Consider the following 23,806-nt stretch of genomic DNA (forward strand, 5'->3'; position numbering starts at 1 on the left):
GCGCTATCCACCCCCGAGCATCGCGTTGACGGCGGCGCGGCCGATCTCCGCGGCCACGGTGCCACCGGTCGCTTCGAGCCCGCGGTTACCGCCGGACTCGACGATCACCGAGACGGCGATCTTCGGGTCCATCGCCGGCGCGAACCCGGTGTACCAGGCGTGCGGCGGCGTGGCCTTCGGGTCGTTGCCGTGCTCCGCGGTGCCGGTCTTGGAGGCGATCTGGATGTCGGCGCGCTTGCCGGCACCCTTCGTGTTCTCCTCCGACGCCAGCATCATGTCGCGCAGCATCGCGGCGTTCGCGCTGGACAGCGCGGCGTCACCGGTCAGTTCGGTCGGGGTGTAGTCCTCGATGGTCGACAGGTTCGGCGCCAGCAGCGACTGCACGAGCTGCGGCTTCATCGCCATGCCGTTGTTCGCGATGGTCGCCGAGAGCAGGCAGTCCTGCAGCGGCGTCAGGCGCACGTCGCGCTGCCCGATGGCGCTCTGGAACAGCGCCGCCTTCGATTCGAGCGGCCCGAGGCTGGAGGAGGCGACCCGCATCGGCACGGTCAGATCCTCGCCGACGCCGAAGTTCTTCGCCGTCGCGTTCAGCTTGTCCTTGCCGAGTTCACCCGCGAGTTCGGCGAAAGGCACGTTGCAGGAGTACCGCAGCGCTTCCTTCAAGGTGCTGCCCTTGCAGGGGGCGCCGCCGTAGTTCTCCAGCGTCGTCTGCGTGCCGGGCAGTTTGACGTTGGGCGCGGTGTTGACCGGCATGTCCGGTGTCTTGCCGTCTTCGAGCGCGGCCGCCGTCACCATCAGCTTGGCCGTCGAACCCGGCGGATAGGTCTCCGAGATCGCGCGGTTCAGCATCGGTTTCTTCGGATCGTCACGCCACTCGCCCCACGCCGCGATCTGCTCCTTGCCGACGTGCGAGGCGAGCTTGTTCGGGTCGTACGACGGCGTCGAGACCATGGCCAGGATGCGCCCGGTCTTGGGCTCCATGGCGACCACCGAGCCGGTGTAACCCTTCTGCGTCATCAGGTCGTACGCGGCCTTCTGCACGGCCGGGTTGATCGTCAGCCGCACGTTGCCGCCGCGCGGGTCGCGGCCGGTGACCATGTCCGACAGGCGCCGGACGAACAGCCGAGGGTCGGAGCCGTTGAGGACGTCGTCCTCGGAGCGCTCCAGGCCGCCGGAGCCGTAGTTGATCGAGTAGTAGCCGGTGACCGGCGCGTACATCGGCCCGTCGGCGTAGGTCCGGATGAACTTGTACTTGTCGTTCGACGGGTCGACCTTCGCGAGGGCGGCACCGTCGGGGGTGACGATGAGCCCGCGCTGGCGGGAGAACTCGTCGTAGAGCACACGCAGGTTGCGCGAATCCGTGCGGTAGTCGTCGGCCTTGACCACCTGGATGTAGGTGGCGTTGGCGAGCAGGAGCACCACCATGACGAGCATGGCGACGCCGACCTTGCGGAGCGGGGTGTTCACGAGGCACTCCCCTCACCGGTCGCGGGCGGCCGCTGGACCATCACCGTGTGCGCTTCCGCGATCGGCGCCTGCGGCTGTTGCGGCTTCGGCCGCGCGGCGGGTTTGCGGGCGGCGTCGGAGATGCGGAGCAGGAGGGCCACCAGAATGTAGTTCGCGAGCAGTGAAGAACCACCGCGGGAGAGGAATGGGGCGGTGATCCCGGTGTTCGGGATCAGATTCGTGACGCCGCCGACGACGACGAAGATCTGCATGACGATGGTGAACGCCAGGCCGCCGCCGAGGAGTTTGCCGAAGGTGTCGCGGACGGCCAGCGCGCTGCGCATCCCGCGCATCGCCAGGATCAGGTACAGCATCAGCATCGCGGCGAGACCGATGAAACCGAGTTCCTCGCCGATCGCGGTGGTGATGAAGTCCGTTTTGGCTTCCGGGACCATGTCCGGTCGCCCGGCGCCGAGACCCGTACCGCCGACGCCGCCGGTCCCGAGGCCGAACAGGCCCTGCGCGACCTGGTAGCCGCCGCCTGGGTCGTCGTAGGTGGCGAGGGGGTCGATCCAGTTCCGGACGCGCTGCTGGACGTGCGTGAACAGGTTGTAGGCGATGATCGCGCCGACGGCGAAGAAGCCGACGCCCAGCACCACCCAGATGACCCGCTCGGTCGCGACGTACAGCATCACCAGCGTGACGCCGAAGAACAGCAGCGACGTTCCGAGGTCCTTCTCGAACACCAGCACGCCGAGGCAGGCGGCGGCCGCGATGAGGATCGGGCCGAGGTCACGGGCACGCGGCAGCTCGACACCGACGATCTTCTTGCCCGCGACCATGAACAGGTCCCGTTTCGTCACCAGGAACGAAGCGAAGAAGATCATCAGCAGGATCTTCGCGAACTCACCCGGCTGGATCGAGAAGAACGGCAGCTTGATCCAGACCTTCGCGCCGTTGACCTCGGAAAGGCTCGACGGCAGCACCGCGGGCAGCGCGAGCGCCACGATGCCGACCAGACCGCACGTGTAGCCGTAGCGGGTCAGCGTGCGGTGGTCGCTGATCACGATCAGCACCACCACGAACAACACCAGCGAGATCGCCGTGAACAGCACCTGCTTGGTGACGTCCGGCGTGTACTCCTTGCCCTGCTGGACCGCGCGTTCCGCGAGCGCCAGGTCGATCCGGTGGATCATCACCAGGCCGAGCCCGTTCAGCAGCGCGACGCACGGCAGGATCACCGGGTCGGCGTACGGCGCCCAGCGGCGGACCGCCAGATGCGCCGCGGTCAGCACCCCGAGGTAGGACAGCCCCAGCCAGATGATCGAGCTGGTGAGTTCCTGCTCCTGGTTCGCCTCCACCAGCACGAGCGCGACGGTGACGATGAACGTCGCGAACGCCAGGAGAACGAGTTCGGTGCCGCGCCGCTTGGGCAGCTCGCGCGGAGGATTCGTGGCGAACTGGGCCGAAGCCGGATCGGCGAGCGGCGTGCTCATCAGTTACCGCCCCCGGGTGCTGCCGTGGCCGGCGTCGAGCAGTCCCTCCCCGCTGGCTGATTCGCCGAGCTCGGCGAGGCGGGGGTAGAAGGGGGAGCCGCCGACGACGACACCGGGGGCGCCGACGGCGGCGCGGAAGGCGGCGTGGAAGTCGAGCTCGTGTTCGGTTTGCAGTCGGCCAGCTGCTTGTGCGGCCGCAGGAAGTCGTCGATGTACTTGCGGGCGTCGTCGAGATTGTCCTTCTTGACGCCGTTCTTCACCGCGATACGCGCGTCTTCCTGCAGCGCGGGCACCAGCAGTTTGTCGGTGCACAGGCCACCGGGAGGGCACGAGCCCTGCTCGTAGGCGTGCAGGTCGATGCCGAGGATGCTGCCGGGGACGCCGCGATAGATCACGACCTCCTCGCCGGGGCCCTCGCCGACGTAGTACTGACTCAGCACGAAATACCGCGTGGCTATCGCCGCCGCGGCCAGCACGATCAGGACGACCACCGCTCCCGCCAGCCAGCGAAATCGCCTCCGGCGCTTGACCTTCGGGTCCTCCTGTGGTGGCTGGACCTCGGGCCGCGGCTGCGGCGCGGGCTGCGTCAGTGCCCTGGCGCGGGCGGCGGGGGAGTCGCCCTGGTGGAACTCGTCACTGCCGTCCCCGGCGGCGCCGCCCACGATGGGCGCGTCTTCACCGAAGTCGACGTCGACGACGTCGGCGATGATCACCGTGACGTTGTCCGTGCCGCCGCCCTTGAGCGCCAGCTCGATCATCCGGTCCGCGCAGGCCTGCGGATCCGGGATCTGGATCGCCTCGGCGAGGGTCTCGTCGCTGACCATGCCGGACAGACCGTCCGAGCAGATCAGGTAACGGTCACCGGCGCGGGCCTCGCGCACGGTCAGGCTCGGCTCGACCTCGTGCCCGGTAAGCGCCTTCAACAGCAGTGACCGCTGCGGGTGCACCGCGGCCTCTTCCGGCGTGATCCGGCCCTGTTCGAGAAGTTCGTTGACGAAGCTGTCGTCGCGGGTGATCTGCGAGAACTGCCCACCGCGCATCAGATACGCCCGCGAGTCGCCGACGTGCACGACACCCATCCGCGAACCGGCGAACAGCACGGCGGTCAGGGTCGTGCCCATCCCGTCGAGGTCCGGGTCCTGCTGGACGAGTTCGGCGATGGCGGCGTTGCCGTTCTGGACGGCTTCGCGAAGCTGTGCGAGGAGATCGTCGCTGGGATCGTCGTCGTCGAGCGGGGCGAGGGAGGCGATGACGACCTTGCTGGCCACTTCACCGGCGGCGTGGCCGCCCATACCGTCGGCGAGGGCGAGCAGGCGGGGTCCGGCGTACACGGAGTCCTGGTTGCTGGAACGCACCAGGCCCCGGTCGCTGCGAGCCGCGTAGCGGAGGACGAGAGTCATGGGCGAAGCTCGATCACCGTTTTGCCGATCCGGATGGGGACTCCGAGCGGGACCCGGAGGGGTGCCGTGACCTTAGCCCGGTCGAGGTACGTGCCGTTCGTCGAGCCCAGATCTTCCACGTACCAATCCTCCCCGCGCAGGGCGATCCGGGCGTGCCGGGTCGACGCGTAGTCGTCGTCCAGCACCAGGGTCGAGTCGTCGGCGCGGCCGATCAGGATCGGCCTGCCGTCCAAGGCGATCCTGGTGCCTGCCAGCGCACCATGGGTCACGAGCAGCTGCTGTGGCGACTTTCCGCCGCGCGGCTTCTTGTTTTCCTTCTTCTTGCGACCGAAGGTCGGAACGGCGACTCGCAGCCCGGAAGCCGCGTAGAGATCCGACCGGACGACGCGCAACGCGGCGAACACGAAGAGCCAGAGCAGCACGAGAAAGCCCACCCTGGTGAGTTGAACGACCAGCTCTGGCACTTGTTGTGTCCGCTCCCGCTTCTCCTGTACGCCGCCGAGAGACCGGGCCGTCCGGGATGGTCGGCTCCGAACAGCCTTGCTCTCCGCATACGACCTGAAGTGCCGATCCACTCGAGGTCCCGCACCGCAATTCTGCGGTACCCCCTCCAGCCGCCGCCGGTCAGCCCTGCGTACGGAACACGAGCGACGAGTGGCCCACGCGGATCACGTCGCCGTCGGCCAGCTGCCAGGTCTGCACCGGAGTGCCGTTGACGGTCGTGCCGTTCGTCGAACCGATGTCCGCGAGCGTCGCGCTCTGCCCGTCCCAGGTGATCTCCAGATGACGACGGGAAACCCCGGTGTCCGGCAGCCGGAAGTCGGCGTCCTGACCACGTCCCACTACGTTCCCGCCCTGCTTCAGCGAGTACGAGCGGTTCGAGCCGTCGTCCAGCTGAAGGCTCGCGGCGAGCTGACGGGCCGCCGCCGGCTGGCCGCCGTAACCGCCACCCTGCGCGTACGGGTCCGCGGCGGGCTGGCCGTACGCCTGCTGGGCACCGCCGTACTGGTCGTATCCGCCCTGCTGCGGCTGGCCGTACTGGTCATAACCAGGCTGCTGGGCCCCACCGGCGTAGCCCTGGTCGTAACCGGGCTGTTGCTGCTGCCCGCCGTACTGGTCGTATCCGGGCTGTTGGGCGCCGCCGTAACCCTGGTCGTACCCAGGCTGCTGCGGCTGCCCGCCGTACTGGTCGTAGCCAGGCTGCTGGGCACCGCCGTAGCCCTGGTCGTAACCGGGCTGCTGTGGCTGCCCGTACTGGTCGTACCCGGGCTGCTGGGCGCCGCCGTAACCCTGGTCGTAGCCGCCCTGCTGAGCGCCATAACCCTGGTCGTACCCGGGCTGCTGCTGGCCAGCCTGCTGTCCGTAGCCGTACTGGCCCTGCTGGCCGTACGGGTCACCCTGGTCGTATTGGCCGTAGCCGGGGGGCTGGCTCATTGCTGGGTCTCCTGCGTTGCTGGGTCGTGCCGACCGTGACGAACCTTCGGCGCCGTGGGGCTTGACGTCGGGATCGACGGACGAACGGGTCTTGAACTGTCCAGTATGCAGCGCCTCATTGCGCTCGAGCGAAACTACGACGTCACCATAGGTGTCCCAACCGTGCTCGGCGAGGTGTTCCTTGACCGCCCCCGCCAACACCGACGTGACCCGAAGCTCGTCTCCGGCCATACGTTCGTGATCAGCCTGCCCCAACGACACGATGTAGTGGTTGGGAGCGAGCAGTCGACCACCGGCCAGCTCACGAACGTTCTCCTCGCTCTCGCGCTCAAGCGCCACCGCCACTTCCTGCGTGACGACGTTGCCACCGAACATCCGCGCGAAGGTATTGCCCACGAGGTTCTCGAGCCGCCTATCAAAGCGTTCGACGCGGCCCACCGGGCAACCTCCTCACACGTGTGCTTCCCCGTCGATCCTATCCGGGTACGGCCAGTCGGACACGGCCCCCGGTGAAACCCGTGAAATCAGCCTGCTACGCTTTGCGGGCTGTCAGAGAACGAAGCGCTCGGGCGAGTGGCGGAATGGCAGACGCGCACGGTTCAGGTCCGTGTGTCCGAAAGGACGTGAGGGTTCAACTCCCTCCTCGCCCACTCTTGTTCGAAGGCCCCTTCGCTCCGCGTCGGGGCCTTCTTCGCGTCTGTCGTCGCTCGTCAGCTCCCGGGGGGCCGAGCCCCCGGACCCCCACGGTGCGTGAAGCGGCGGTTGGCGGGTGGGTCGGCCTCGGGCGCGGAGCGCCCTGGCCTGGTGAGGTAAAAGAAAAGACCCGGGGGGCCGGGTCTTTGGTGGTGCGGTGGGTGTGGGTCAGTTCACGCTGACCAGGTCTACCACGAAGATCAGGGTCTCGTTCGGCTTGATGACGCCGCCGGCGCCGCGGTCGCCGTAGGCCAGATGCGGCGGGATGACCAGCTTGCGCCGTCCGCCGACCTTCATTCCGGCGACACCCTGGTCCCAGCCGGGGATGACCTGACCGCTGCCGAGACCGAAGCTGAGCGGTTCGCCGCGGTTCCAGGACGCGTCGAACTCGGCACCGGTCGAGTGCGAGACACCGACATAGTGCACGGAGACGGTGTCACCGGTCTTGGCCTCCTGGCCATCGCCGACGGTGATGTCGGTGGTCTCCAGGTCGGCGGGCGCGGCGCCTTCCGGACGGTCGATCTGGGGCTTCTGCAAAGACATGCCCACAAGCTACCTGTGCAGGTCCGGGGTTCGCAGGGCGAGTGTTCCGCCGAACGGTGGCAAGAATGCGAAAACTCTTCACAAAATTCGATACCCATCGGTAGTGTGCGCCTCGTCACGCTCCGACGACGGAGGTCTTTCATGCGACGAGGCATACGGATCCTGACTACGCTCGCGGGCCTGACCCTGGTGGCGGGGACCGTCCCGGCACTGCAGGCGAACGCGGCGGAATCCCCGCGGGACTCGGTGGTGGCGGCCGCGCTCGACGACTACTGCGGCGGTCAGTGCGGCGACATCCTGCCGCCCGGCACCAAGGGCAACGCCACCCTCGCCGAGATCCTGGCGCACAAGGCGCTCGGCACCCGCCCGGCGCATTCCGCCGACCAGCTCGGGAAGTACGCCTCGCTCGCCGACGGCTACCGGACGCTGACCACGGACAAGATCAACCAGTTCTTCAACGACGCCTCGTTCGGCGTCCCGTCCGGGCAGGTCGAGAGCACGATCCGACCGCGATCGGACGTGACGATCACCCGCGACAAGGCGACCGGCGTCCCCCGGATCGTCGGCACGACGCGGCCGGGCACGATGTACGGCGCCGGATACGCCGCCGGGCAGGATCGCCTGTGGCTGATGGACATCATGCGCCGCGTCGGCCGCGGCCAACTGACTTCGTTCGCCGGGGGCGCGCAGGGGAACCGCGAGCTCGAGCAGAGCTTCTTCTCTTCGGCGCCCTACACCGAACAGGAGCTGCAGAAGCAGATCGACAACGCGGCGGCGAGCGGCCCGCGCGGCGCGCAGGGCAAGGCCGACGCCGAGGCCTACGTCCAGGGCATCAACAAGTACATCTCCGACGCGCACAGTGGCCGCTACTTCCCCGGCGAGTACGTCCTCACCGGGCACGTCGACGCGATCACCAACGCCGGGACCATCGAGCCGTTCAAGCTGACCGATCTCGTCGTGCTCGCCGCGGTGGTCGGCGCGCAGTTCGGCGCCGGCGGCGGCGGTGAGGTGCAGAACGCCATCGCGAAGCTGGCGATGCAGGAGAAATACGGTCTCGAACAGGGCGACAAGATCTGGAAGAGCCTTCGGTCCGAAGACGACCCCGAGACCGTCAAAACCCTCCACAATGGACAGACCTTCGACTACGGCAAGGCTCCGGCGAATCCGCAGGGCGCCGCGATGCCGGACAAGGGCACGGTTTCCGGGCAGCAACTCGTCTTCGACCCGACCGGTTCGGCCGGGACGGCCACGCCCGCCAAGGTCGAGGTTCCGGCGCCGGACGACCAGAAGGCCGTCCGCGGCATCTTCGACGACGGCGTCCTGCCCGGCAACATGCTGTCCGAGAAGCACGGCATGTCCAACGCGCTGGTGGTCTCCGGCGCCAAGACCGCGAGCGGTCACCCGGTCGCGGTCTTCGGCCCGCAGGCCGGGTACTTCGCCCCGCAATTGCTGATGCTGCAAGAACTCCAGGGCCCCGGTATCAGCGCCCGCGGCGCCTCCTTCGCGGGCGTCAGCATGTACGTGCTGCTCGGCCGCGGCAAGGATTACTCGTGGAGCGCGACTTCGGCGTCCCAGGACATCACCGACACCTACGCCGTCGAACTGTGCGAGCAGAACGGTTCCGCGCCGACGAAGAACTCCGACTTCTACCGGTTCCGCGGCCAGTGCCTGCCGTTCGAGATCGTCGAGCGCAAGAACGCCTGGAAGCCCACCGTCGCCGATGGCACGGCGGCAGGTTCGTACACCCTGCGCAGCTTCCGCACGAAGTACGGTCCGGTGACGAGCCGGGCGCTGGTCGGCGGCAAACCGGTCGCGTACGCGTCGCTGCGGTCGACCTTCCAGCACGAGATCGACACGATCATCGGCTTCCAGAAGTTCAACGATCCGGACGCGATCAAATCCGCGCAGGACTTCCAGGCCGCCGCGGCCGACGTCAACCAGACTTACAACTGGTTCTACGCCGACTCCCGCGACGTCGCCTACTACAACTCCGGCTCGAACCCGGTCCGCGACCCGAACGTCGACCCGGCCATGCCGGTGAAGGGCGATGCGGGATTCGACTGGCAGGGCTGGAACCCCGACGGCAACCTCGCGAACTACACGCCTTCGTCGCAGCATCCGCAGTCGGTCAACCAGGACTACTACATCAGCTGGAACAACGCACAGGCCAAGGGCTACGCGGCCAGCGGCGCGGACAAGAGCTCCGTGCACCGCGGTGATCTGATCGACGCGCGGGTCAAGAAGATGATCTCCAGCGGCACCAGGGTGACGCGCGTGAACCTCACGCAGGCCATGGAGGAGGCGGCGCTGGCCGACCTCCGCGCGGAGAAGGTCCTGCCGGAACTGTTCAAGGTGATCGACAAGGCACCGGTGACCGGTCCGGCCGCGGACGCGGTGGCGAAGCTGAAGACCTGGCTCGCCGCGGGCGGTCTGCGCTCGGAGACGTCACCCGGCAGCAAGGCCTACGCGAACGCCGACGCGATCCGCATCATGGACGCCTGGTGGCCGCTGCTGGTCAACGCCCAGTTCAAACCCGGCATGGGTGACGCCGCCTACGCCGCCATGGTGGGTGTGCTGAAGATCAACGAGTCACCGTCCGGCTGGCAGAACGAAGTTCCGGGTAAGCACGTCGGCCAGGGCCACGTCGGTTCGTCGTACCAGTCGGGCTGGTGGGGCTACGTGCACAAGGACATCCGTTCGGTACTCGGCCAGAACGTCGCCGGTCCGCTCGGCACGAAGTTCTGCGGCGGCGGGGACGTCAACGCCTGCCGTCAGGTGCTGCTCGACTCGCTGACGCAGGCGGCCGCGCAGCCTGCCGGCACCGTGTACCCCGGTGACGGCGAATGCGCCGCGGGGGACCAGTGGTGCGCCGACACGATCATCCACCGCGCGCTGGGCGGGATCACCCAGGACAAGATCAGCACCCAGAACCGGCCGACCTTCCAGCAGGTCGTGGAGTTCCCGGCGAAGCGCGGCGACAACATCGCCAACCTCGCCACCGGCCGGTCGGCCAGCGCCAGCAGCCACGAGACCGGTTGGTTCAACTCACCGCCGTTCAAGGCGGTCGACGGCGACTCGTCGACCCGCTGGGCGAGTGACTGGAGCGACGACCAGTCGATCACCGTCGACCTCGGTTCGGTACAGCGTGTTTCCCGGGTCGTCCTGCACTGGGAATCCGCGTACGGCAAGGCGTACCGGGTGCAGGTCTCGTCGGACGGTCAGAACTGGCGCGACACGGCGTCCATAGTGGACGGGGACGGCGGACAGGACAACGTCGCCTTCGAAGCCGTGGACGGCCGTTATGTCCGGATGGCCGGTGTCCAGCGCGGCACGAAGTACGGCTACTCCCTCTACGAGTTCGAGGTGTACGCCCACTAGCGCGGGGACGGTTTACGGTGGCGGGGTGGACACGAACGCTTGGTCACCCCGCACCCTCGCCGTCGCCGCCGGACGTCCGGAGGGTCCCGGCGAACCGCTGAACGTGCCGATCGTCGCGGCGAGCACCTTCGACGCCGGCGCCGACCGCGCGTATTCGCGTGAGGACGGCACCCCGACCTGGGAGGCGCTCGAAGCGGCGATCGGCGCGCTCGAAGGCGGGCACGCCACCGCGTTCGCCTCGGGGATCGCGACGCTCAGCGCTGTCGTCGACACGCTGCCGGTCGGCGCGAAGGTCTGCGTGCCGACGTTCTCCTACGCCGGGTCCCGCGGACTGCTCGCGCACGCCCAGCGCACCGGTCGCCTGGTGGTCACCGAGATCGCCCCGGACGACACGGACGCGTGGGTCGCGGCCGCGGACGCCGACCTGCTCTGGCTCGAATCGCCCACGAATCCGACGCTCGACGTCATCGACATCGAGACGATCGCCGCCGCCGCGAACGGGTTGGTCACCGTCGACAACACCTTCGCCACCCCGCTCGGGCAGCGGCCACTGGACCTCGGCGCCGACATCGTGGTGCACAGCGCGACGAAACTCATCGGCGGGCACAGCGATCTGCTGCTCGGACTGACGATCGCGGCCGACGAAGCCGTCGCCAAGGATCTGCGCGACGCGCGCACCAGGATGGGGGCGACTCCTGGAGCGCTCGAAGCCTGGCTGGCCCTGCGCGGACTGCGGACGCTGCCGGTCCGGCTGGCCGAGCAGACCCGCACGGCCGCGCTACTGGCCGCCCGGCTGCTCGACCATCCCGCGATCACCCGGGTGCGTTATCCCGGCTCCGGCACGATGATCGCGTTCGAACTCCCGGACGCCCAGACCGCGGACAAGGTCATCGGCTCGCTGCGGCTGATCCGCGCCGCCACCAGCCTCGGCGGGGTGGAGAGCCTGGTGGAACGGCGGGCGTGGCTCGCGGGTGACGCGCACGTGCCCGCCGGGCTCGTCCGGTTCAGCGTCGGGCTCGAAGATCCGGAAGATCTCTGGACGGATCTGGCCTCGGCGCTCGGCTAGCGCCTTAACCTGGAGCGCGTGGAGGAGACGAAACCGCCCCGGCGGCTCGGTCAATGGATGTGGGGCCTGTTCTGGCTCCTGGTGCTCGGCTTCCTCGCGATCGTCGCGGCGGGTCTGCTCGCCGAATTGGCGTCGCGGCCCTGCCCGAGCGCGGAGGTCTGGGCCTGTGCTGCCGAGAACCGGACTCTCGCCACGTTCATCCCCGCGATCGGGTTCGGCGCCGGGCTGCTGACCGCGGCCGTGGGCGGTGGCCGGGCGGTGCGGAGGAGGACGTCGCCGAAGCCGTGGTTGCTCGTCGCGGGTCTCCTCGGCGCGATCTCCCTCGCCGTGTCGTTGTTCTTGGTGTTCTGATCGTTACCTTCAGGTTGCCGAGCACCGGTTTCCGCCCTCGGCTGGGCAATTCTTCACCCGCGGGTACTCCGAACTGTGGAAGCGGAAAGAATGCTTCCGCAGCGCGTCCTTTCCGCCGCTTCGGGTGTTAACATTCCTTCGTCGCCGCGAGGATTTCCCTCTGTTGAGCCGACTTCGGGCCCTTGTATCGGGTCGGATCGGGTCGGCGTTACCGGTTTTCCCAGTGGGTTTTGTCACCGTTTAATCGCTACAGTCCGAAGGCGTTTTTACGGCAGGATCGCGCTGTCACCCGAAAGAGGGAATCCCCTGGGGTGGTCGCATGGTGGGGGTCACCATGCGTTGCGATGCCTTTCACTGGGAGATCACTTTGAAGAAGACGTTGGGTCGCGTCGCGGGCGCGGTGCTGGCCGGCGCCGTCATCTCGCTGGCCGTGACGCCGGTCGCGATGGCGCAGACCGAAACCACGACCTCGTCCCCCTCGGCTCCGCCCGAGACGACGTCCTCCGCACCGGCGGGGCCCACCTACACGGGTGGTCCGGTGACCTCGGCTCCGCCCGAGACGAGCGCTCCGGGCTCGTCGTCGCAGCAGCCGACGTCGACCCCGACTCCGACCAGCGGCAAGCCGACTTCCGGCTCACCCTCGCCGACCTCCACCTCGGAGAAGCCGACCCCCACCACCCCGCCGAAGCCGGTGCTGAACGTCGGCGCCGGATATGTCGAGGGCACCGATGGCGCGCTGGCCATCTTCTGCGGTTCGGAGCCCACCGACGTCAACGCGCCGGACTACGACATCGTCGAGGTGTTCCAGGACGGTGGCGAGGCCTACCTGTGGGTCTACATGATCAAGGCGAAGCCTGGCTTCAAGGGCACCTCGAGCACCTTCACCTGGACCTGCGACGGCAAGCCGGGCAAGGGTGACATCGAGATCGAGGGGACGGTCGGCGGCGGCTCGAACGCGCCGGGTGTCAAGCCGGAGAAGCAGGTCAAGCTGAAGCCCAAGGGCGGCATCGAGACCGGTTCCGGCGCCACCGCGGCCTGATCGGATGAAGCTCCTGACGCAGGGCGGCCGCCTGGTCGCGGCCGCCCTTGTCCTGTCCCTCGCGCTGACGGGCTGCGGCACTGACGAACCCGCCCCGCCCGCCGCGCAGGCGGCGCCGTCGGAATCGGCTCCGCCGGTCGTCAAGCCGTTCAACGGCGTTCGCCCGACAAACGTGAAGATCCCCAAGATCGGCGCGGAATCGAGCCTGGTCACGGTCGCGATCGGCAAGGACGGCAAGATGTCCGTCCCGTCGGCGAAGAACCCGATGCAGGCCGCCTGGTATCGGCTTTCCCCGGTGCCCGGCGACGTCGGCCCGGCCATCCTGCTCGGGCACGTCGACGGCAACAAGCAGCCGGGCATCTTCTACAAGCTCAAGGACGTCAACCCCGGCGACGAGATCCTCGTCGACCGCAGCGACGGCAAGGTCCTGAAGTTCGTGGTCGAGAAGAAGGACCAGGTTCCCAAGGACCAGTTCCCCGAGGACGCGGTCTACGGCAACACGGACAAACCGCAGCTTCGGGTCATCACCTGTGGTGGTGTCTTCGACAAGGAAGAGCACAGCTACAAGGACAACGTCATCGTCTACGCGAACCTGGTCGCCTGACCAAAAGCTCGCAATGAAAGGCCCCTTCATCGCAAATTTTGCGATGAAGGGGCCTTTCATTGCATTGGGGGACGCTCAACCGAGGCCGGACTTCGGGAAGGGGAACCCCGCCGGAGCCGCCGCCTCGCGCTCGACCCACCGCCGCATCCCCGCGTCGCAAGCCGCGTAACCCCAGTTGATCAACCGCTCCTGCAAGACTTCCGGCAGTTTCGTCAACCGAGTGGGTGTTTCCGCCAGCTTGTGCGTGAGGGCGACCGGCGCCGGGAGCGAATCCGCCAGTTCGAAGTTCTCCAGATCGACGTACGTTCCCCAGTAGCCGCCCGCGAATTCCTTCTCCACATAGGACTTCAGCAGCGCGCCCCGTCGCAGCTCGCGGACCTGATTGTCGATCACGTCGAGGACCCGCAGCAACTGCCGTCCCCAGTCGTGGTTGACCTTCTGCTTGATCTTCATCCGCTTGCCGGCGTCGCTGACCAGCACCGTCGCGCACTGTCCTTCGACGGGGTCGAGGCCGAGGTTGTCGTAGACGCCGGCGTCACTCAGCACGATCTTCTTGCGCGCCTTGGCCGAAAGCGGATCGTGGATGACCACCGGAGAGAGCATCGGCGGGAACGCCGACGACGCGGCCACCGCGGTCGCGAGCGGGATGTTGCCGTGCGGCCCGTCCTGCCGGAAGAACCACCACAGCGCGCCGTCCTGCAGGTTGGTCGCGGTGAAGACGAACTGCGGTCCCGCCGGGTCCAGATCCCGGAGGCAGCAGTCGCCGAAGAGGTGTTTCGCGTACACCCGCGCGAGCTCCTCGCCGGCGCTTCGCCACGGAATGACCATGGCGCGCAAGGTGACCGGGATGTCGAGCCGCGTGCGCGCCAGGCTGCGGACCGGCGCGACGACCTCGTCGTGGAAGTTGTTCGCGACGCCGTCGCGGAAGTCCAGATCCGGCCACGCGTGGGCGAGTATCCCGGCCGCGATCGAACCGCCGGAGACGCTGGAGAACGTCGAGATCTTCGACAGCCAGCCGAGTTCGTTCAGTCGCCACAGGGCTCCGGTGTGGAAGAGCATCGCGCGATAACCGCCGCCGGACAAGGCGAGACCCACACCCCGCCGGGCTGTCGAAGGCTCCATGGCATCCCCCACTTGAGCGAGTGTAGAAGTGAGTCGGCCCGGCGCGACAGAGTGTTACGAAAGTAGTGGCTGTAAGAGACGACGTTGTTCTTCGGGGACGTGCTCGGCGTAGTTGTCGTACAGCGCCTGCTTCGCCAGCCGTGAGGCGCGCTCGCCGTCCGAGTCCCGGATCGCCCCCAGTACCTCTTCGTGATGCGTGAGCCAGTTGCGCATCAACGCCGTCCGGTCGTCGGCGTGCTCCAGTTTGTCTTCGATGAGTTCGAGCACGACGCCACGCACGACCTCGCCGCTGATCACCAGAAGCGGATTGCCCGTCGCACGGGCGATGGCATCGTGGAACGCGACGTCCGCGTGACTGAATTCGGCGAACCCCGCCGAAACCCCGGCGCGCATCGCCGCCAGCGCGGCGTCCAGTTCGGCGAGGTGGTCTTCGGTCCTGAGCTGCGCGGCGAGCAGATGTGCGGAACCGTCGAGCACCATGCGGAACTGCAGCAACTCGGAGAGGCCGATGTGGTCGGCCCGCGCCAGCCGGTGCATCGACCGGTGCAACGCGGCGGGCGAAGCGGCCAGTACCTCGGGGCCGCGTGGATCGCCGGGCCGCGAGCGGATCATTTCCGCCGCCTGCAGCACTCGGAGCGCTTCCCGCACCGTCGAGCGGCCGACGTCGAACTGGACCATCAGCTCGCGTTCGCTCGGGAGCCGGTCGCCGGGTTTGATCCGGCCGCTGAACACGGCTTCCTCGATCTGCTCGACGACCCGCTGGTACGCGCGGACAGGGGAGACCGGCTCGAATTCCATCTTGACCCTGCCGTCTCGTCTGGTTTACTGGTCAGACCAGTCTACCGGTCAGGGGGCAGGATGAAAGCCCGGATTCACGCGGCAGTGGTGGCGTTGCTGCTGGTGGCGTCCGGCTGCTCCGCCGGTTCGAGCGCCACGGTGGCCAAGGATCCCGGCACACTCGCCGTCGGGTACCCCGCCGAACCCGCGAACTTCGACTTCACCCGCACCGACGGCGCCGCCATCCCGCAGGCCTTGCTCTACAACGTCTACGAGGGCCTGGTGAAACTCGACGCGGACGCGAAGATCGTGCCGCTGCTGGCCGAATCGTGGACGATTTCCCCCGACGGCAAGACCTACGACTTCAAACTGCGCAAGAACGCGAAGTTCAGCAGCGGCGCGCCGTTCACCGCCGAGGACGTCAAATTCTCGCTGATGCGGGTCAAAACCGACTGGACCGTGTCGATCAAGTCCACAATGGACGTCGTCGACCGGGTCGACGTCGTGGCGCCCGATCACGCGCGGGTCGTGCTCACGAAGCCCAGCAACGGCTGGCTGTTCAGCCTGACCAGCCGTCTCGGCGCGATGTTCAGCCCGACCGGGATCGCGGATCTGGCGAATAGACCGGTCGGCACCGGGCCGTACACGGTGTCCTCACGACGGCGCGGCGATTCCATCGTGCTCAAGGAGAATCCCGCGTACTGGGGTACGAAACCGGCGTACTCGACGGTGGTGCTCAAGTACATCAAGGATCCGACGGCGCTCAACAACGCCTTGCTCAGCAACGGGATCGACGTCATCTCCGCGATCACCGTGCCGGATTCGATCCCGCAGTTCCAGAGCGACGACCGGTTCACCGTCGTCGAAGGCACGACCAACAGCGAGGTCACGCTCGCGTTCAACAACGCCCGCCCGCCGCTGAACGACGTCCGCGTCCGGCGCGCGTTGTCCTACGCGATCGACCGGAAAGCCTTGCTGGACACGGCTTGGGCCGGGCGCGGCACGCTCATCGGCAGTATGGTCCCGCCGACGGACCCTTGGTATGAGGATCTCTCGAACGCGTACCCGTTCGACCCCGCGAAGGCGAAAGCCCTGCTCGCCGAAGTCGGACGGCCGATTCCGCCGCTGCGGCTACGGATTCCCAACCTGCCGTACGCGGTCTCGGCCGCGCAGGTGGTGGCGTCGCAGCTGGCGGACGTCGGGGTCACGGTGACGATCGAGCCGCTGGACTTCCCGGCCGTGTGGCTCAAGCAGGTCTTCACCGATCACGACTACGACCTCTCGATCATCCAGCACGTCGAGGCACGCGACATCGTCACCTTCGGCAGGCCGAAGTACTACTGGGGTTACGACAGCAAGCCCGTCCAGCAGAACCTGGCGAAGGCCGACAGCGGAACTCCCCAGGAACAGATCGAAGCGATGCGGAAGGTCGCCCGGCAGTTGTCCGAGGACGCCGCCGCGGATTGGCTCTTCCTGTTCCCCAACGTGATCGTGGCGAAGAACAAGGTGACCGGCTTCGTGCGCAACCAGGTCAGCGAGTCCTTCGATCTCACGGGATTGGCGCCGCGATGACGGTCCGGATCCTTCGCCGCTTGGCGATCCTCGTGGCCAGTGCGCTGGTCGCGTCGATCGTGGTGTTCCTGTTCATGGCCGTGTTGCCGGGTGATCCGGCGCAGGTCGCGCTCGGCGTCAATGCGACACCGGAACTGGTCGCGAAAACCCGCGCGGAATTCGGCATCGACAGGCCGCTGGTGACGCAGTACTTCGACTGGATCGGCGGTGTCGCCCACGGCGACTTCGGCCGCTCGTACGTCACCCGCGAGGAGATCGGGCCGGCGCTGGCCGACCGGCTCGGGGTGACGTTGTGGCTGGTCGGCGCCGGAATGCTGGTCGCGTTGCTGATCGCCGTCCCGGCCGGGACGTTCGCCGCGGTGCGGCACCGGAAGGCCGACGGCACCGCGGTTTCCGGGCTGTCGCAGCTCGGTGTCGCGATCCCCGCGTTCCTCGCCGGCATCATCCTGGTGCAGATCTTCGCGGTGCAGCTGCGGTGGCTGCCCTCCGGTGGCTGGACGCCGCCGGTGCAGGATCCCGGCGAATTCCTCCGTGGCCTGGTTCTTCCCGCCTTGTCGCTGGGACTGGTGCAGGGGGCCGTGCTGACCCGATACGTCCGGTCCGCGGTGCTCGACACGCTCGGGCAGGACTATCTGCGCACGGCGCGTTCCAAGGGGCTTCGGCCCTTCCAGGCGTTGTTCCGGCACGGACTGCGCAACGCCGCCGTGCCGGTGGTGACGGTGCTCGGCCTGCAACTGGCGACGCTGCTGGTCGGCGCGGTCGTCGTCGAGCGCGTGTTCGTCCTGCCGGGATTGGGCAGCATGCTGCTCGACTCGGTGGCGTCGCGCGATCTGCTGTCCGTGCAAGGGATCGTGCTGGTACTGGTGGTCGGCGTGCTGTTGGTGAACTTCGTGGTCGACGTCCTCTACACGGTGCTCGACCCGAGATTGCGGGGTTCCTGATGCGCGACCGGAGTCTCCTCATCGGCGCCGTCCTGATCGCGTTGATCGTGCTCGCCGCGCTGCTTTCGTTCGTCTGGACACCGTTCGACCCGGTGCGGGTCGACGCGACCGGCCGGCTGCACGGGTTCAGCGGCTCGAACCTGCTCGGCACGGACAGCTTCGGCCGTGACGTGCTCAGCCAGCTCATGGTCGGCGCGCGGACGACGTTGTACGTCGGCGTGGTCGCGGTCGGCATCGCCGCGTTGATCGGGACGCCGCTGGGGATCCTCGCCGGGATGTCGTCGCGCTGGCTGGGCGAACTCGTCATGCGCGTCAACGATCTGGTGCTCGCGTTCCCCGCGCTGCTGCTGGCGATCATGTTCGGCGCGGTGTTCGGGGCGGACACGCTGACCGCGATGGTGGCGATCGGCATCGCGACCATCCCGTCGTTCGCCCGGATCGCGCGGTCGGGGACGCTGCAGGTGATGAGCAGCGAGTTCGTGCTGGCCGCGCGGTCGGCGGGCCGGTCGCGGCTGAACATCGCGGCCCGGCATGTGCTGCCGAACATCTCCGGGCTGCTGATCGTGCAGGCGTCCGTGTCGTTCGCGATCGCCGTGCTCGCGGAAGCGGCGTTGTCGTTCCTCGGTTTCGGCACGCGCCCGCCGACCCCGTCGTGGGGCCGGATGCTGCAGGAATCGCAGGTGTTCCTGACCCTGCACCCGCGGCTCGCGCTCGTGCCAGGGGTCGCGATCGCCATCGCGGTCCTCGGCTTCAACCTGCTCGGGGACGGCCTCCGTGATCGCCTCGACCCCCGATTGGCGGCGCGGCTATGACCCTCGAAGTCCACGGCCTCGGGATCGGCGACCTGGTTCGCGACGTCTCGTTCGGCATCGCGCGAGGTGAGCGGGTCGGGCTGATCGGCGAGTCCGGTTCGGGAAAGTCGTTGACGGCGTTGGCGATCATGGGACTGCTGCCCGAAGAACTCGCCGCGTCCGGCTCGGTGGAGCTCGACGGCCGCGAGTTGCTGGGCGCGCCGGAGAAGGAGCTTTCGCGGCTGCGCGGCAACGAGATGTCGATGGTGTTCCAGGAGCCGATGACCGCGCTGAACCCGGCGATGCGCGTCGGCGCGCAGGTGGCGGAGCCGATCCGAATCCACCGCGACGGCGGGAACGCGCGTGCGGAGGCCGAGGCCTTGCTGGAGTCCGTCGGCTTGCCTGGTGTCGCTCGTGCGTATCCACATCAGCTGTCCGGCGGGCAGCGGCAGCGCGTCGTCCTCGCGATCGCGCTGGCCAACGATCCGAAGCTGCTGATCTGCGACGAGCCGACGACGGCGCTGGACGTCACCGTGCAGGCGCAGATTTTGGATCTGATCCTCGACGGCGTCCGGGAGCGGGAGAGCGCGCTGCTGTTCATCACGCACGACCTCGCCGTCGTGGCGTCGGTCTGCGAGCGGGTACTGGTGATGCTGGACGGCGAGATCGTCGAGTCCGGAACCACGCGCGAAGTCCTGACCACGCCGAAGCACGAGTACACCGAGAAACTGCTGGCTGCTTCGGATCTGGGGGCGAGCCGATGATGATCGAAGTCCGGGACCTGGAACGCCGCTATCAGCGGCGCGATGTGCACGCCTTGCGTGGCGTCTCGTTCGACGTCGAGGCAGGTCAGCGCTTCGGCATCGTCGGCGAGTCCGGTTCGGGGAAGTCCACTTTGGTCAGATTGCTGGCCGCCCTCGACAAGCCGACCGCGGGCAGCGTCTCGTTCCAGGGCAAGCGCGTCGACACCCTGCCCGAGCGCGAACTCGGCTTCCTGCGGTCGGAACTGCAGATCGTCTTCCAGGATCCGATGGGCTCGCTCGATCCGCGGATGCGGGTGCGCGACATCATTTCCGAGCCGTTGGGTCGCCGGGATCCCGCGCGGGTCTCCGAGTTGCTGCAGGCAGTCGGCCTGCCGGAAGACGCCGCCGGACGGTATCCGCACCAGTTCTCCGGCGGGCAGCGGCAACGCATCTCGATCGCACGGGCGCTCGCGCCGAACCCGAGCGTCCTGATCGCGGACGAACCGGTCAGCGCGCTCGACGTCTCGGTGCGGAAACAGATCCTCGACCTGCTCGCGTCCCTGGTCGAGCTGTACTCGTTGACGTTGATCTTCGTCTCGCACGACCTCGGGGTGGTGCGGCACGTCTGCGACCGGGTCGCGGTGATGCGGCGCGGGGAGATCGTCGAACTGGGCGACGTCGACCAGGTCTACGACGCGCCACAACACGAATACACCAGGGAACTGCTGGCCGCCGCGCCGAATCTGCGGGCCGAGCTGGCGCGGTTGCGGGGAGGGGACGATGGCTGAGTATCCGGAAGGCCTGCCGATCGGTGACCGCTGGGTGTCCACTATGGACATAGCACCGGTGACCTTCCCCTACGACGGAAGCGAGATCGGCCGCGCGCCGGTCGGGACACCGGAGCTGGCCACCCGGGCGATCGACGAGGCAGTTGCGGTGTTCAAGCAGGTCGCGGCCTTGCCGTCACGTACGCGGCGTTCACTCTTGAACGACGTCGCCGCGGCCTTGGAAGCCCGGCGCTCGGAATTCGAGCAGCTTCTGGTCCTCGAAACCGGAAAGCCGTTGGTCGACTGCCGGGTCGAGGTCGCTCGCACGATCGTCACCTGGCAGGCCGCCGCCGAAGAGGTCTCGCGGCTGCACGGGGAGACCGTGCCGCTCGACCTGCTGCCGTCCGGTGACGGGCTCGTCGGATTCTGGAAGCGCAAACCGATCGGTGTCGTGGTCGGCATCGCCGGGTTCAACTACCCGCTGCTGCTGGCGTCGCACAAGATCGCGCCCGCCATCGCGGCCGGTTGCCCGGTCGTGGTGAAACCCGCGCCGCAGACCCCACTGGCGACGTTGTGGCTGGTCCACCTCGTCCGCGAGCTGACCGACGTGCCGTCGATGGTCCAGCTGGTCACCGGTGACGCGGCTGTCGGATCGGCGCTGGTCACGGACCGGCGCGTCGGCGCGGTGTCGTTCACCGGCTCCGCGCTGGTCGGACACCGGATCGCACGGGACGCGGCGCCCACGAAGACGTTGCTGGAACTGGGTTCCAACGCCGCCCTGGTCGTCGCCGAGGACGCCGAACTCGACGCCGCCGTGGACGCGGTGCTGCGCGGTGGGTTCTACGCGTCCGGGCAGGCGTGCATCTCGGTGCAGCGGGTGCTGGTGGTCGAGGCGGTGGCCCAAGAGTTCACCGAACGGCTGCTGGCGCGGCTCGGCGAGGTCGTCGCGGGAGACCCGCGTGACGAGAAGACGCGGGTGTCGGCGCTGATCGACCCAGCGTCGACTCAGCGCGTCCAAAGTTGGGTCGACAAAGCGACTTCGGCGGGTGCGCGGCTGGCCGGAGGCGGGGTGGACGGCACTGTGCCGCGGCCGACGGTGCTGCTCGACGTGCCCGACGGCCTCGAATGCTGGGACGAGGAGATCTTCGGCCCGGTCGTCTGTATCCGCACTGTGGCGGACGTGGACGAGGCATTCGAAGCGGTCAACGCGTCACGCTACGGCCTGCACGCTTCCGTGTTCAGCACGTCCTTGAAGACCGCGTTCCGCGCGCTCGACGAACTCGAAGTCGGCGGCGTGGTGGTCAACGAGGTACCCGGTTTCCGCTCCGACACCATGCCCTACGGCGGCGTGAAGGACTCCGGGATCGGGCGGGAAGGGCCGCGGTTCGCGGTCGAAGAACTGACCGTGACGAGGATGGCGGTGCTGCGGCCGTGAGCTATGAGAACCTGTTCCGTCTCGACGGACGGCGAGCCGTGGTGCTCGGCGGTGGCAGCGGGATCGGCCGCGAGGCCGCGCGTGCGCTGGCCGCCCATGGCGCCGAGGTGATCGTCGCCGACCGCGATGTGGCCGCCGCCGAGGAAACCGGCGCGGGGCAGGCGTACGAGATCGACCTGCTCTCGGCCGGTGCCGCCGCACGAGCGGTGGAGGAACTCGGGGAGATCGACGTCGTGGTCTTGACCGCCGCGACGAACGTGCGCAAACGACTGCTCGAGTACACGCGCGAGGAATTCGACCGGGTGATCGCGTTGAACCTCGGCGCGACGTTCGAGGTCGTCCGCGCGTTCGGTGCCGGAATGGTCGAGCGCGGGAGGGGCAGCATCATCGGGTTCTCCTCGATCCGCGGCACCACCGTCGAACCGGGGCAGGGTCCGTACGCGGCGACGAAAGCCGGGCTGGTGCAGCTTTTCCGCACGGCCGCGGCGGAATTCGGCCCGGCCGGGGTGCGGGTGAACGCGATCGCGCCCGGTGTCGTCGAGACCCCGTTGACAGCGCAGATCAAAGCGAATCCGGCCTGGTACGACGCTTACGCGACCAAGGGCGCGCTCGGCCGATGGGCTCGTCCCGACGAACTCGCCGGCGCCGTCGTCTACCTGGCCTCGGACGCGTCGTCGTTCGTGACCGGAGCTGTGCTGGCGGTGGACGGCGGCTGGACCGCGGTCGACGGCCGCTTCGAACCGCCCGCTACGTGAGGAGGCCCGCTGTGCCGGAGTTGCCCGACCTGACCGCTGTCGAACTGGTCGCCCAGTACCGCGCCGGGACGCTGTCGCCGGTCGAGGTGACCGAAGCGGTCCTCGCGCGGGTCGAGACGCGCGAACCCGAGCTGCACGCGCTGTACGCGTACGACCCGGGCGCCGCGCGAGAAGACGCGAAGGCGTCCGAGAGCCGCTGGCACACTGGGGAACCGCTCGGGCCGATCGACGGCGTTCCCTTGACGCTCAAGGAGAACATCGCGACCCGCGGTACGCCGGTCCCACTCGGCACGGCCGCTTCTGAATTGACGCCGGCGTTTCAAGACGCCCCGGCGGCCGCCCGCGTGCGCGAGTCCGGCGGTGTCCTGCTCGGCAAGACGACCATGCCGGACTACGGAATGCTGACGTCCGGGCTGTCGAGTTTCCACACCGCGTCGCGGAATCCGTGGGACCTCGCGCGCACACCCGGCGGTTCCAGCGCCGGAGCCGGTTCCGCGGCCGCCGCCGGTTATGGCCCACTGCATGTCGGCACCGACATCGGCGGCTCGATCCGATTGCCCGCCGGATGGTGCGGGCTGGTGGGACTGAAGCCGAGTTTCGGCCGGGTGCCGGTGGATCCGCCGTTCCTCGGCCGCGTCGCCGGGCCGATGACGCGGACCGTGGCCGACACCGCGCTGCTGATGAGCGTGCTGTCCGGTGTGGACGGTCGCGACCACCTTTCGCTGCCACCCGCCTCGCTCGACTGGACCACGTTGTCCTGCGAGGTCAAGGGGCTGCGGGTCGGGCTGCACCTCGACCCGGACGTCGGACTCCCGGTGCTGCCGGAGACGATCGCCGCCGTTACCGAAGCCGCGAAGCTGTTCGAGAGCGCGGGTGCCGTGGTGGAGGAGGTTTCGTCGTTCCTGCGCCGCGAAATGCTCGACGGGCTCGACACCTTCTGGCGCGTCCGTGCCTGGTCGGACCTGTCGGAGCTGCCCGAAGAGCGCCGCGCGAAGGTGCTGCCGTACATCGCCGACTGGGCCGCCGGCGGCGCCGACGTCAGCGGCGTCGACGCCTACCGCGGCTTCGCGCAGATCGACGCCATCGCCGTCGCGACCCTGCGCGCCACCGAACGCTTCGACGTCGTCCTGTCGCCGACCTGCCCGGTCTCGGCCCCGCCCGCGGAATGGCCGTCACCGACCAACGACCCTCGGCGGCCTTTCGAGCACATCGCGTTCACCGTGCCGTACAACATGTCCGGCCAGCCCGCGGTCTCGATCAACTGCGGCTACACCGGCGACGACCAGCCCATCGGCCTCCAGATCAGCGGCCGCCGCTTCGCCGACCTCGACGTCCTACGCGCCGCTGCCGCCTACGAAACCCTTCGCCCCACACCCCGCCCCTGGCCCTGACCCCGTTTCGTCCTCTGAATGCGGTACTTGCGTGTGCAACTACCGCATTCAGAGGACGAAAC

21 protein-coding genes and 1 tRNA gene are annotated in these 23,806 nt (G+C 68.3%); 14 read left to right on the forward strand and 8 right to left on the reverse strand.

What is annotated here, in order from left to right; all coding sequences use genetic code 11:
• Positions 1-3 precede the first annotated feature (3 nt).
• The 5 genes from AVL48_RS09605 to AVL48_RS09625 all read right to left on the reverse strand — a co-directional run bounded on the left by AVL48_RS09605 (position 4) and on the right by AVL48_RS09625 (position 6,214).
• Positions 4-1,467 carry a peptidoglycan D,D-transpeptidase FtsI family protein gene (locus AVL48_RS09605; RefSeq protein ID WP_061980528.1) on the reverse strand — a complete coding sequence of 488 codons (1,464 nt, stop codon included), beginning with the start codon at positions 1,465-1,467 and terminating at the stop codon, positions 4-6.
• Entirely contained in the window at positions 1,464-2,942 is a 1,479-nt protein-coding gene (locus AVL48_RS09610; RefSeq protein WP_061980527.1) for an FtsW/RodA/SpoVE family cell cycle protein, read from the reverse strand. The genes AVL48_RS09605 and AVL48_RS09610 overlap by 4 nt, the downstream gene beginning before the upstream one ends.
• Positions 2,942-4,342 carry a PP2C family protein-serine/threonine phosphatase gene (locus AVL48_RS09615; RefSeq protein ID WP_061980526.1) on the reverse strand — a complete coding sequence of 467 codons (1,401 nt, stop codon included), beginning with the start codon at positions 4,340-4,342 and terminating at the stop codon, positions 2,942-2,944. The genes AVL48_RS09610 and AVL48_RS09615 overlap by 1 nt, the downstream gene beginning before the upstream one ends.
• The gene (locus AVL48_RS09620) at positions 4,339-4,806 is read right to left on the reverse strand and encodes an FHA domain-containing protein FhaB/FipA (protein WP_007030429.1); all 468 of its coding nucleotides are present in this window, start codon (positions 4,804-4,806) and stop codon (positions 4,339-4,341) included. Before AVL48_RS09620 ends, AVL48_RS09615 begins: the two co-directional genes overlap by 4 nt.
• A 160-nt stretch (positions 4,807-4,966) precedes the next feature.
• Positions 4,967-6,214 carry an FHA domain-containing protein gene (locus tag AVL48_RS09625; RefSeq protein WP_061980525.1) on the reverse strand — a complete coding sequence of 416 codons (1,248 nt, stop codon included), beginning with the start codon at positions 6,212-6,214 and terminating at the stop codon, positions 4,967-4,969.
• Between the two features lie 129 nt (positions 6,215-6,343).
• Here AVL48_RS09625 and AVL48_RS09630 point away from each other — a divergent pair.
• Positions 6,344-6,426: transfer RNA gene (locus AVL48_RS09630), tRNA-Leu, on the forward strand.
• A 211-nt stretch (positions 6,427-6,637) separates the two neighbouring features.
• On the opposite strand, the gene AVL48_RS09635 is transcribed toward AVL48_RS09630, so the two are convergent.
• On the reverse strand, positions 6,638-7,012 hold the full coding sequence (locus tag AVL48_RS09635; RefSeq protein ID WP_061980524.1) for an FKBP-type peptidyl-prolyl cis-trans isomerase: 375 nt from the start codon (positions 7,010-7,012) through the stop codon (positions 6,638-6,640).
• A gap of 141 nt (positions 7,013-7,153) precedes the next feature.
• Between AVL48_RS09635 and AVL48_RS09640 the strand changes: the two genes are divergently transcribed.
• The 5 genes from AVL48_RS09640 to AVL48_RS09660 all read left to right on the forward strand — a co-directional run bounded on the left by AVL48_RS09640 (position 7,154) and on the right by AVL48_RS09660 (position 13,450).
• Positions 7,154-10,390 (forward strand): penicillin acylase family protein, encoded by a 3,237-nt coding sequence (locus AVL48_RS09640; RefSeq protein ID WP_061980523.1) that lies wholly within the window; start codon positions 7,154-7,156, stop codon positions 10,388-10,390.
• A gap of 25 nt (positions 10,391-10,415) precedes the next feature.
• Positions 10,416-11,456 (forward strand): trans-sulfuration enzyme family protein, encoded by a 1,041-nt coding sequence (locus tag AVL48_RS09645; RefSeq protein WP_061980522.1) that lies wholly within the window; start codon positions 10,416-10,418, stop codon positions 11,454-11,456.
• 18 nt (positions 11,457-11,474) lie between these two features.
• Positions 11,475-11,807 carry a hypothetical protein gene (locus tag AVL48_RS09650; protein WP_061980521.1) on the forward strand — a complete coding sequence of 111 codons (333 nt, stop codon included), beginning with the start codon at positions 11,475-11,477 and terminating at the stop codon, positions 11,805-11,807.
• 367 nt (positions 11,808-12,174) lie between these two features.
• On the forward strand, positions 12,175-12,846 hold the full coding sequence (locus AVL48_RS40510; RefSeq protein WP_061980520.1) for a hypothetical protein: 672 nt from the start codon (positions 12,175-12,177) through the stop codon (positions 12,844-12,846).
• Positions 12,847-12,850: 4 nt separating this feature from the next.
• Positions 12,851-13,450 (forward strand): class F sortase, encoded by a 600-nt coding sequence (locus AVL48_RS09660; RefSeq protein WP_061980519.1) that lies wholly within the window; start codon positions 12,851-12,853, stop codon positions 13,448-13,450.
• A 75-nt stretch (positions 13,451-13,525) separates the two neighbouring features.
• Here AVL48_RS09660 and AVL48_RS09665 read toward each other — a convergent pair whose 3' ends face one another.
• Together AVL48_RS09665 and AVL48_RS09670 are read right to left on the reverse strand one after the other, a co-directional pair.
• Positions 13,526-14,572, reverse strand: a complete 1,047-nt coding sequence (locus AVL48_RS09665; RefSeq protein ID WP_074038229.1) for a patatin-like phospholipase family protein — start codon at positions 14,570-14,572, stop codon at positions 13,526-13,528.
• A gap of 54 nt (positions 14,573-14,626) precedes the next feature.
• Positions 14,627-15,370, reverse strand: coding sequence for a FadR/GntR family transcriptional regulator (locus AVL48_RS09670; protein ID WP_061980518.1), 744 nt, complete (start codon positions 15,368-15,370; stop codon positions 14,627-14,629).
• Between the two features lie 60 nt (positions 15,371-15,430).
• On the opposite strand from AVL48_RS09670, the gene AVL48_RS09675 reads away from it, so the two are divergent.
• Genes AVL48_RS09675 through AVL48_RS09710 form a run of 8 tightly spaced genes read left to right on the forward strand, consistent with a single transcriptional unit; the run spans position 15,431 to position 23,744 of the window.
• The gene (locus tag AVL48_RS09675; RefSeq protein WP_061980517.1) at positions 15,431-16,921 is read left to right on the forward strand and encodes an ABC transporter substrate-binding protein; all 1,491 of its coding nucleotides are present in this window, start codon (positions 15,431-15,433) and stop codon (positions 16,919-16,921) included.
• Positions 16,918-17,862, forward strand: a complete 945-nt coding sequence (locus AVL48_RS09680; protein ID WP_061980516.1) for an ABC transporter permease — start codon at positions 16,918-16,920, stop codon at positions 17,860-17,862. The genes AVL48_RS09675 and AVL48_RS09680 overlap by 4 nt, the downstream gene beginning before the upstream one ends.
• Complete coding sequence (locus tag AVL48_RS09685; protein ID WP_061980515.1) at positions 17,862-18,674, forward strand: ABC transporter permease; 813 nt, start codon at positions 17,862-17,864, stop codon at positions 18,672-18,674. The genes AVL48_RS09680 and AVL48_RS09685 overlap by 1 nt, the downstream gene beginning before the upstream one ends.
• On the forward strand, positions 18,671-19,417 hold the full coding sequence (locus tag AVL48_RS09690; protein ID WP_061980514.1) for an ABC transporter ATP-binding protein: 747 nt from the start codon (positions 18,671-18,673) through the stop codon (positions 19,415-19,417). The genes AVL48_RS09685 and AVL48_RS09690 overlap by 4 nt, the downstream gene beginning before the upstream one ends.
• Positions 19,414-20,184, forward strand: coding sequence for an ABC transporter ATP-binding protein (locus AVL48_RS09695; RefSeq protein WP_082857596.1), 771 nt, complete (start codon positions 19,414-19,416; stop codon positions 20,182-20,184). Before AVL48_RS09690 ends, AVL48_RS09695 begins: the two co-directional genes overlap by 4 nt.
• On the forward strand, positions 20,177-21,598 hold the full coding sequence (locus AVL48_RS09700; RefSeq protein ID WP_061980513.1) for an aldehyde dehydrogenase family protein: 1,422 nt from the start codon (positions 20,177-20,179) through the stop codon (positions 21,596-21,598). Before AVL48_RS09695 ends, AVL48_RS09700 begins: the two co-directional genes overlap by 8 nt.
• Complete coding sequence (locus AVL48_RS09705; protein WP_061980512.1) at positions 21,595-22,353, forward strand: SDR family NAD(P)-dependent oxidoreductase; 759 nt, start codon at positions 21,595-21,597, stop codon at positions 22,351-22,353. Before AVL48_RS09700 ends, AVL48_RS09705 begins: the two co-directional genes overlap by 4 nt.
• 11 nt (positions 22,354-22,364) lie before the next feature.
• Positions 22,365-23,744, forward strand: coding sequence for an amidase (locus AVL48_RS09710; RefSeq protein ID WP_061980511.1), 1,380 nt, complete (start codon positions 22,365-22,367; stop codon positions 23,742-23,744).
• Positions 23,745-23,806 lie beyond the last annotated feature (62 nt).

The organism is Amycolatopsis regifaucium, from assembly GCF_001613935.1.
Lineage (GTDB): Bacteria > Actinomycetota > Actinomycetes > Mycobacteriales > Pseudonocardiaceae > Amycolatopsis > Amycolatopsis regifaucium.

Bases quoted from the DNA above. Each gene is read 5' to 3' on its own strand.
- AVL48_RS09610 (WP_061980527.1), bottom strand. From the start codon at position 2,942: ATGAGCACGCCGCTCGCCGATCCGGCTTCGGCCCAGTTCGCCACGAAT.
- AVL48_RS09615 (WP_061980526.1), bottom strand. From the start codon at position 4,342: ATGACTCTCGTCCTCCGCTACGCGGCTCGCAGCGACCGGGGCCTGGTG.
- AVL48_RS09635 (WP_061980524.1), bottom strand. From the start codon at position 7,012: ATGTCTTTGCAGAAGCCCCAGATCGACCGTCCGGAAGGCGCCGCGCCC.
- AVL48_RS09640 (WP_061980523.1), top strand. From the start codon at position 7,154: ATGCGACGAGGCATACGGATCCTGACTACGCTCGCGGGCCTGACCCTG.
- AVL48_RS09660 (WP_061980519.1), top strand. From the start codon at position 12,851: ATGAAGCTCCTGACGCAGGGCGGCCGCCTGGTCGCGGCCGCCCTTGTC.
- AVL48_RS09665 (WP_074038229.1), bottom strand. From the start codon at position 14,572: ATGGAGCCTTCGACAGCCCGGCGGGGTGTGGGTCTCGCCTTGTCCGGC.
- AVL48_RS09670 (WP_061980518.1), bottom strand. From the start codon at position 15,370: ATGGAATTCGAGCCGGTCTCCCCTGTCCGCGCGTACCAGCGGGTCGTC.
- AVL48_RS09675 (WP_061980517.1), top strand. From the start codon at position 15,431: ATGAAAGCCCGGATTCACGCGGCAGTGGTGGCGTTGCTGCTGGTGGCG.
- AVL48_RS09680 (WP_061980516.1), top strand. From the start codon at position 16,918: ATGACGGTCCGGATCCTTCGCCGCTTGGCGATCCTCGTGGCCAGTGCG.
- AVL48_RS09685 (WP_061980515.1), top strand. From the start codon at position 17,862: ATGCGCGACCGGAGTCTCCTCATCGGCGCCGTCCTGATCGCGTTGATC.
- AVL48_RS09690 (WP_061980514.1), top strand. From the start codon at position 18,671: ATGACCCTCGAAGTCCACGGCCTCGGGATCGGCGACCTGGTTCGCGAC.
- AVL48_RS09695 (WP_082857596.1), top strand. From the start codon at position 19,414: ATGATGATCGAAGTCCGGGACCTGGAACGCCGCTATCAGCGGCGCGAT.
- AVL48_RS09700 (WP_061980513.1), top strand. From the start codon at position 20,177: ATGGCTGAGTATCCGGAAGGCCTGCCGATCGGTGACCGCTGGGTGTCC.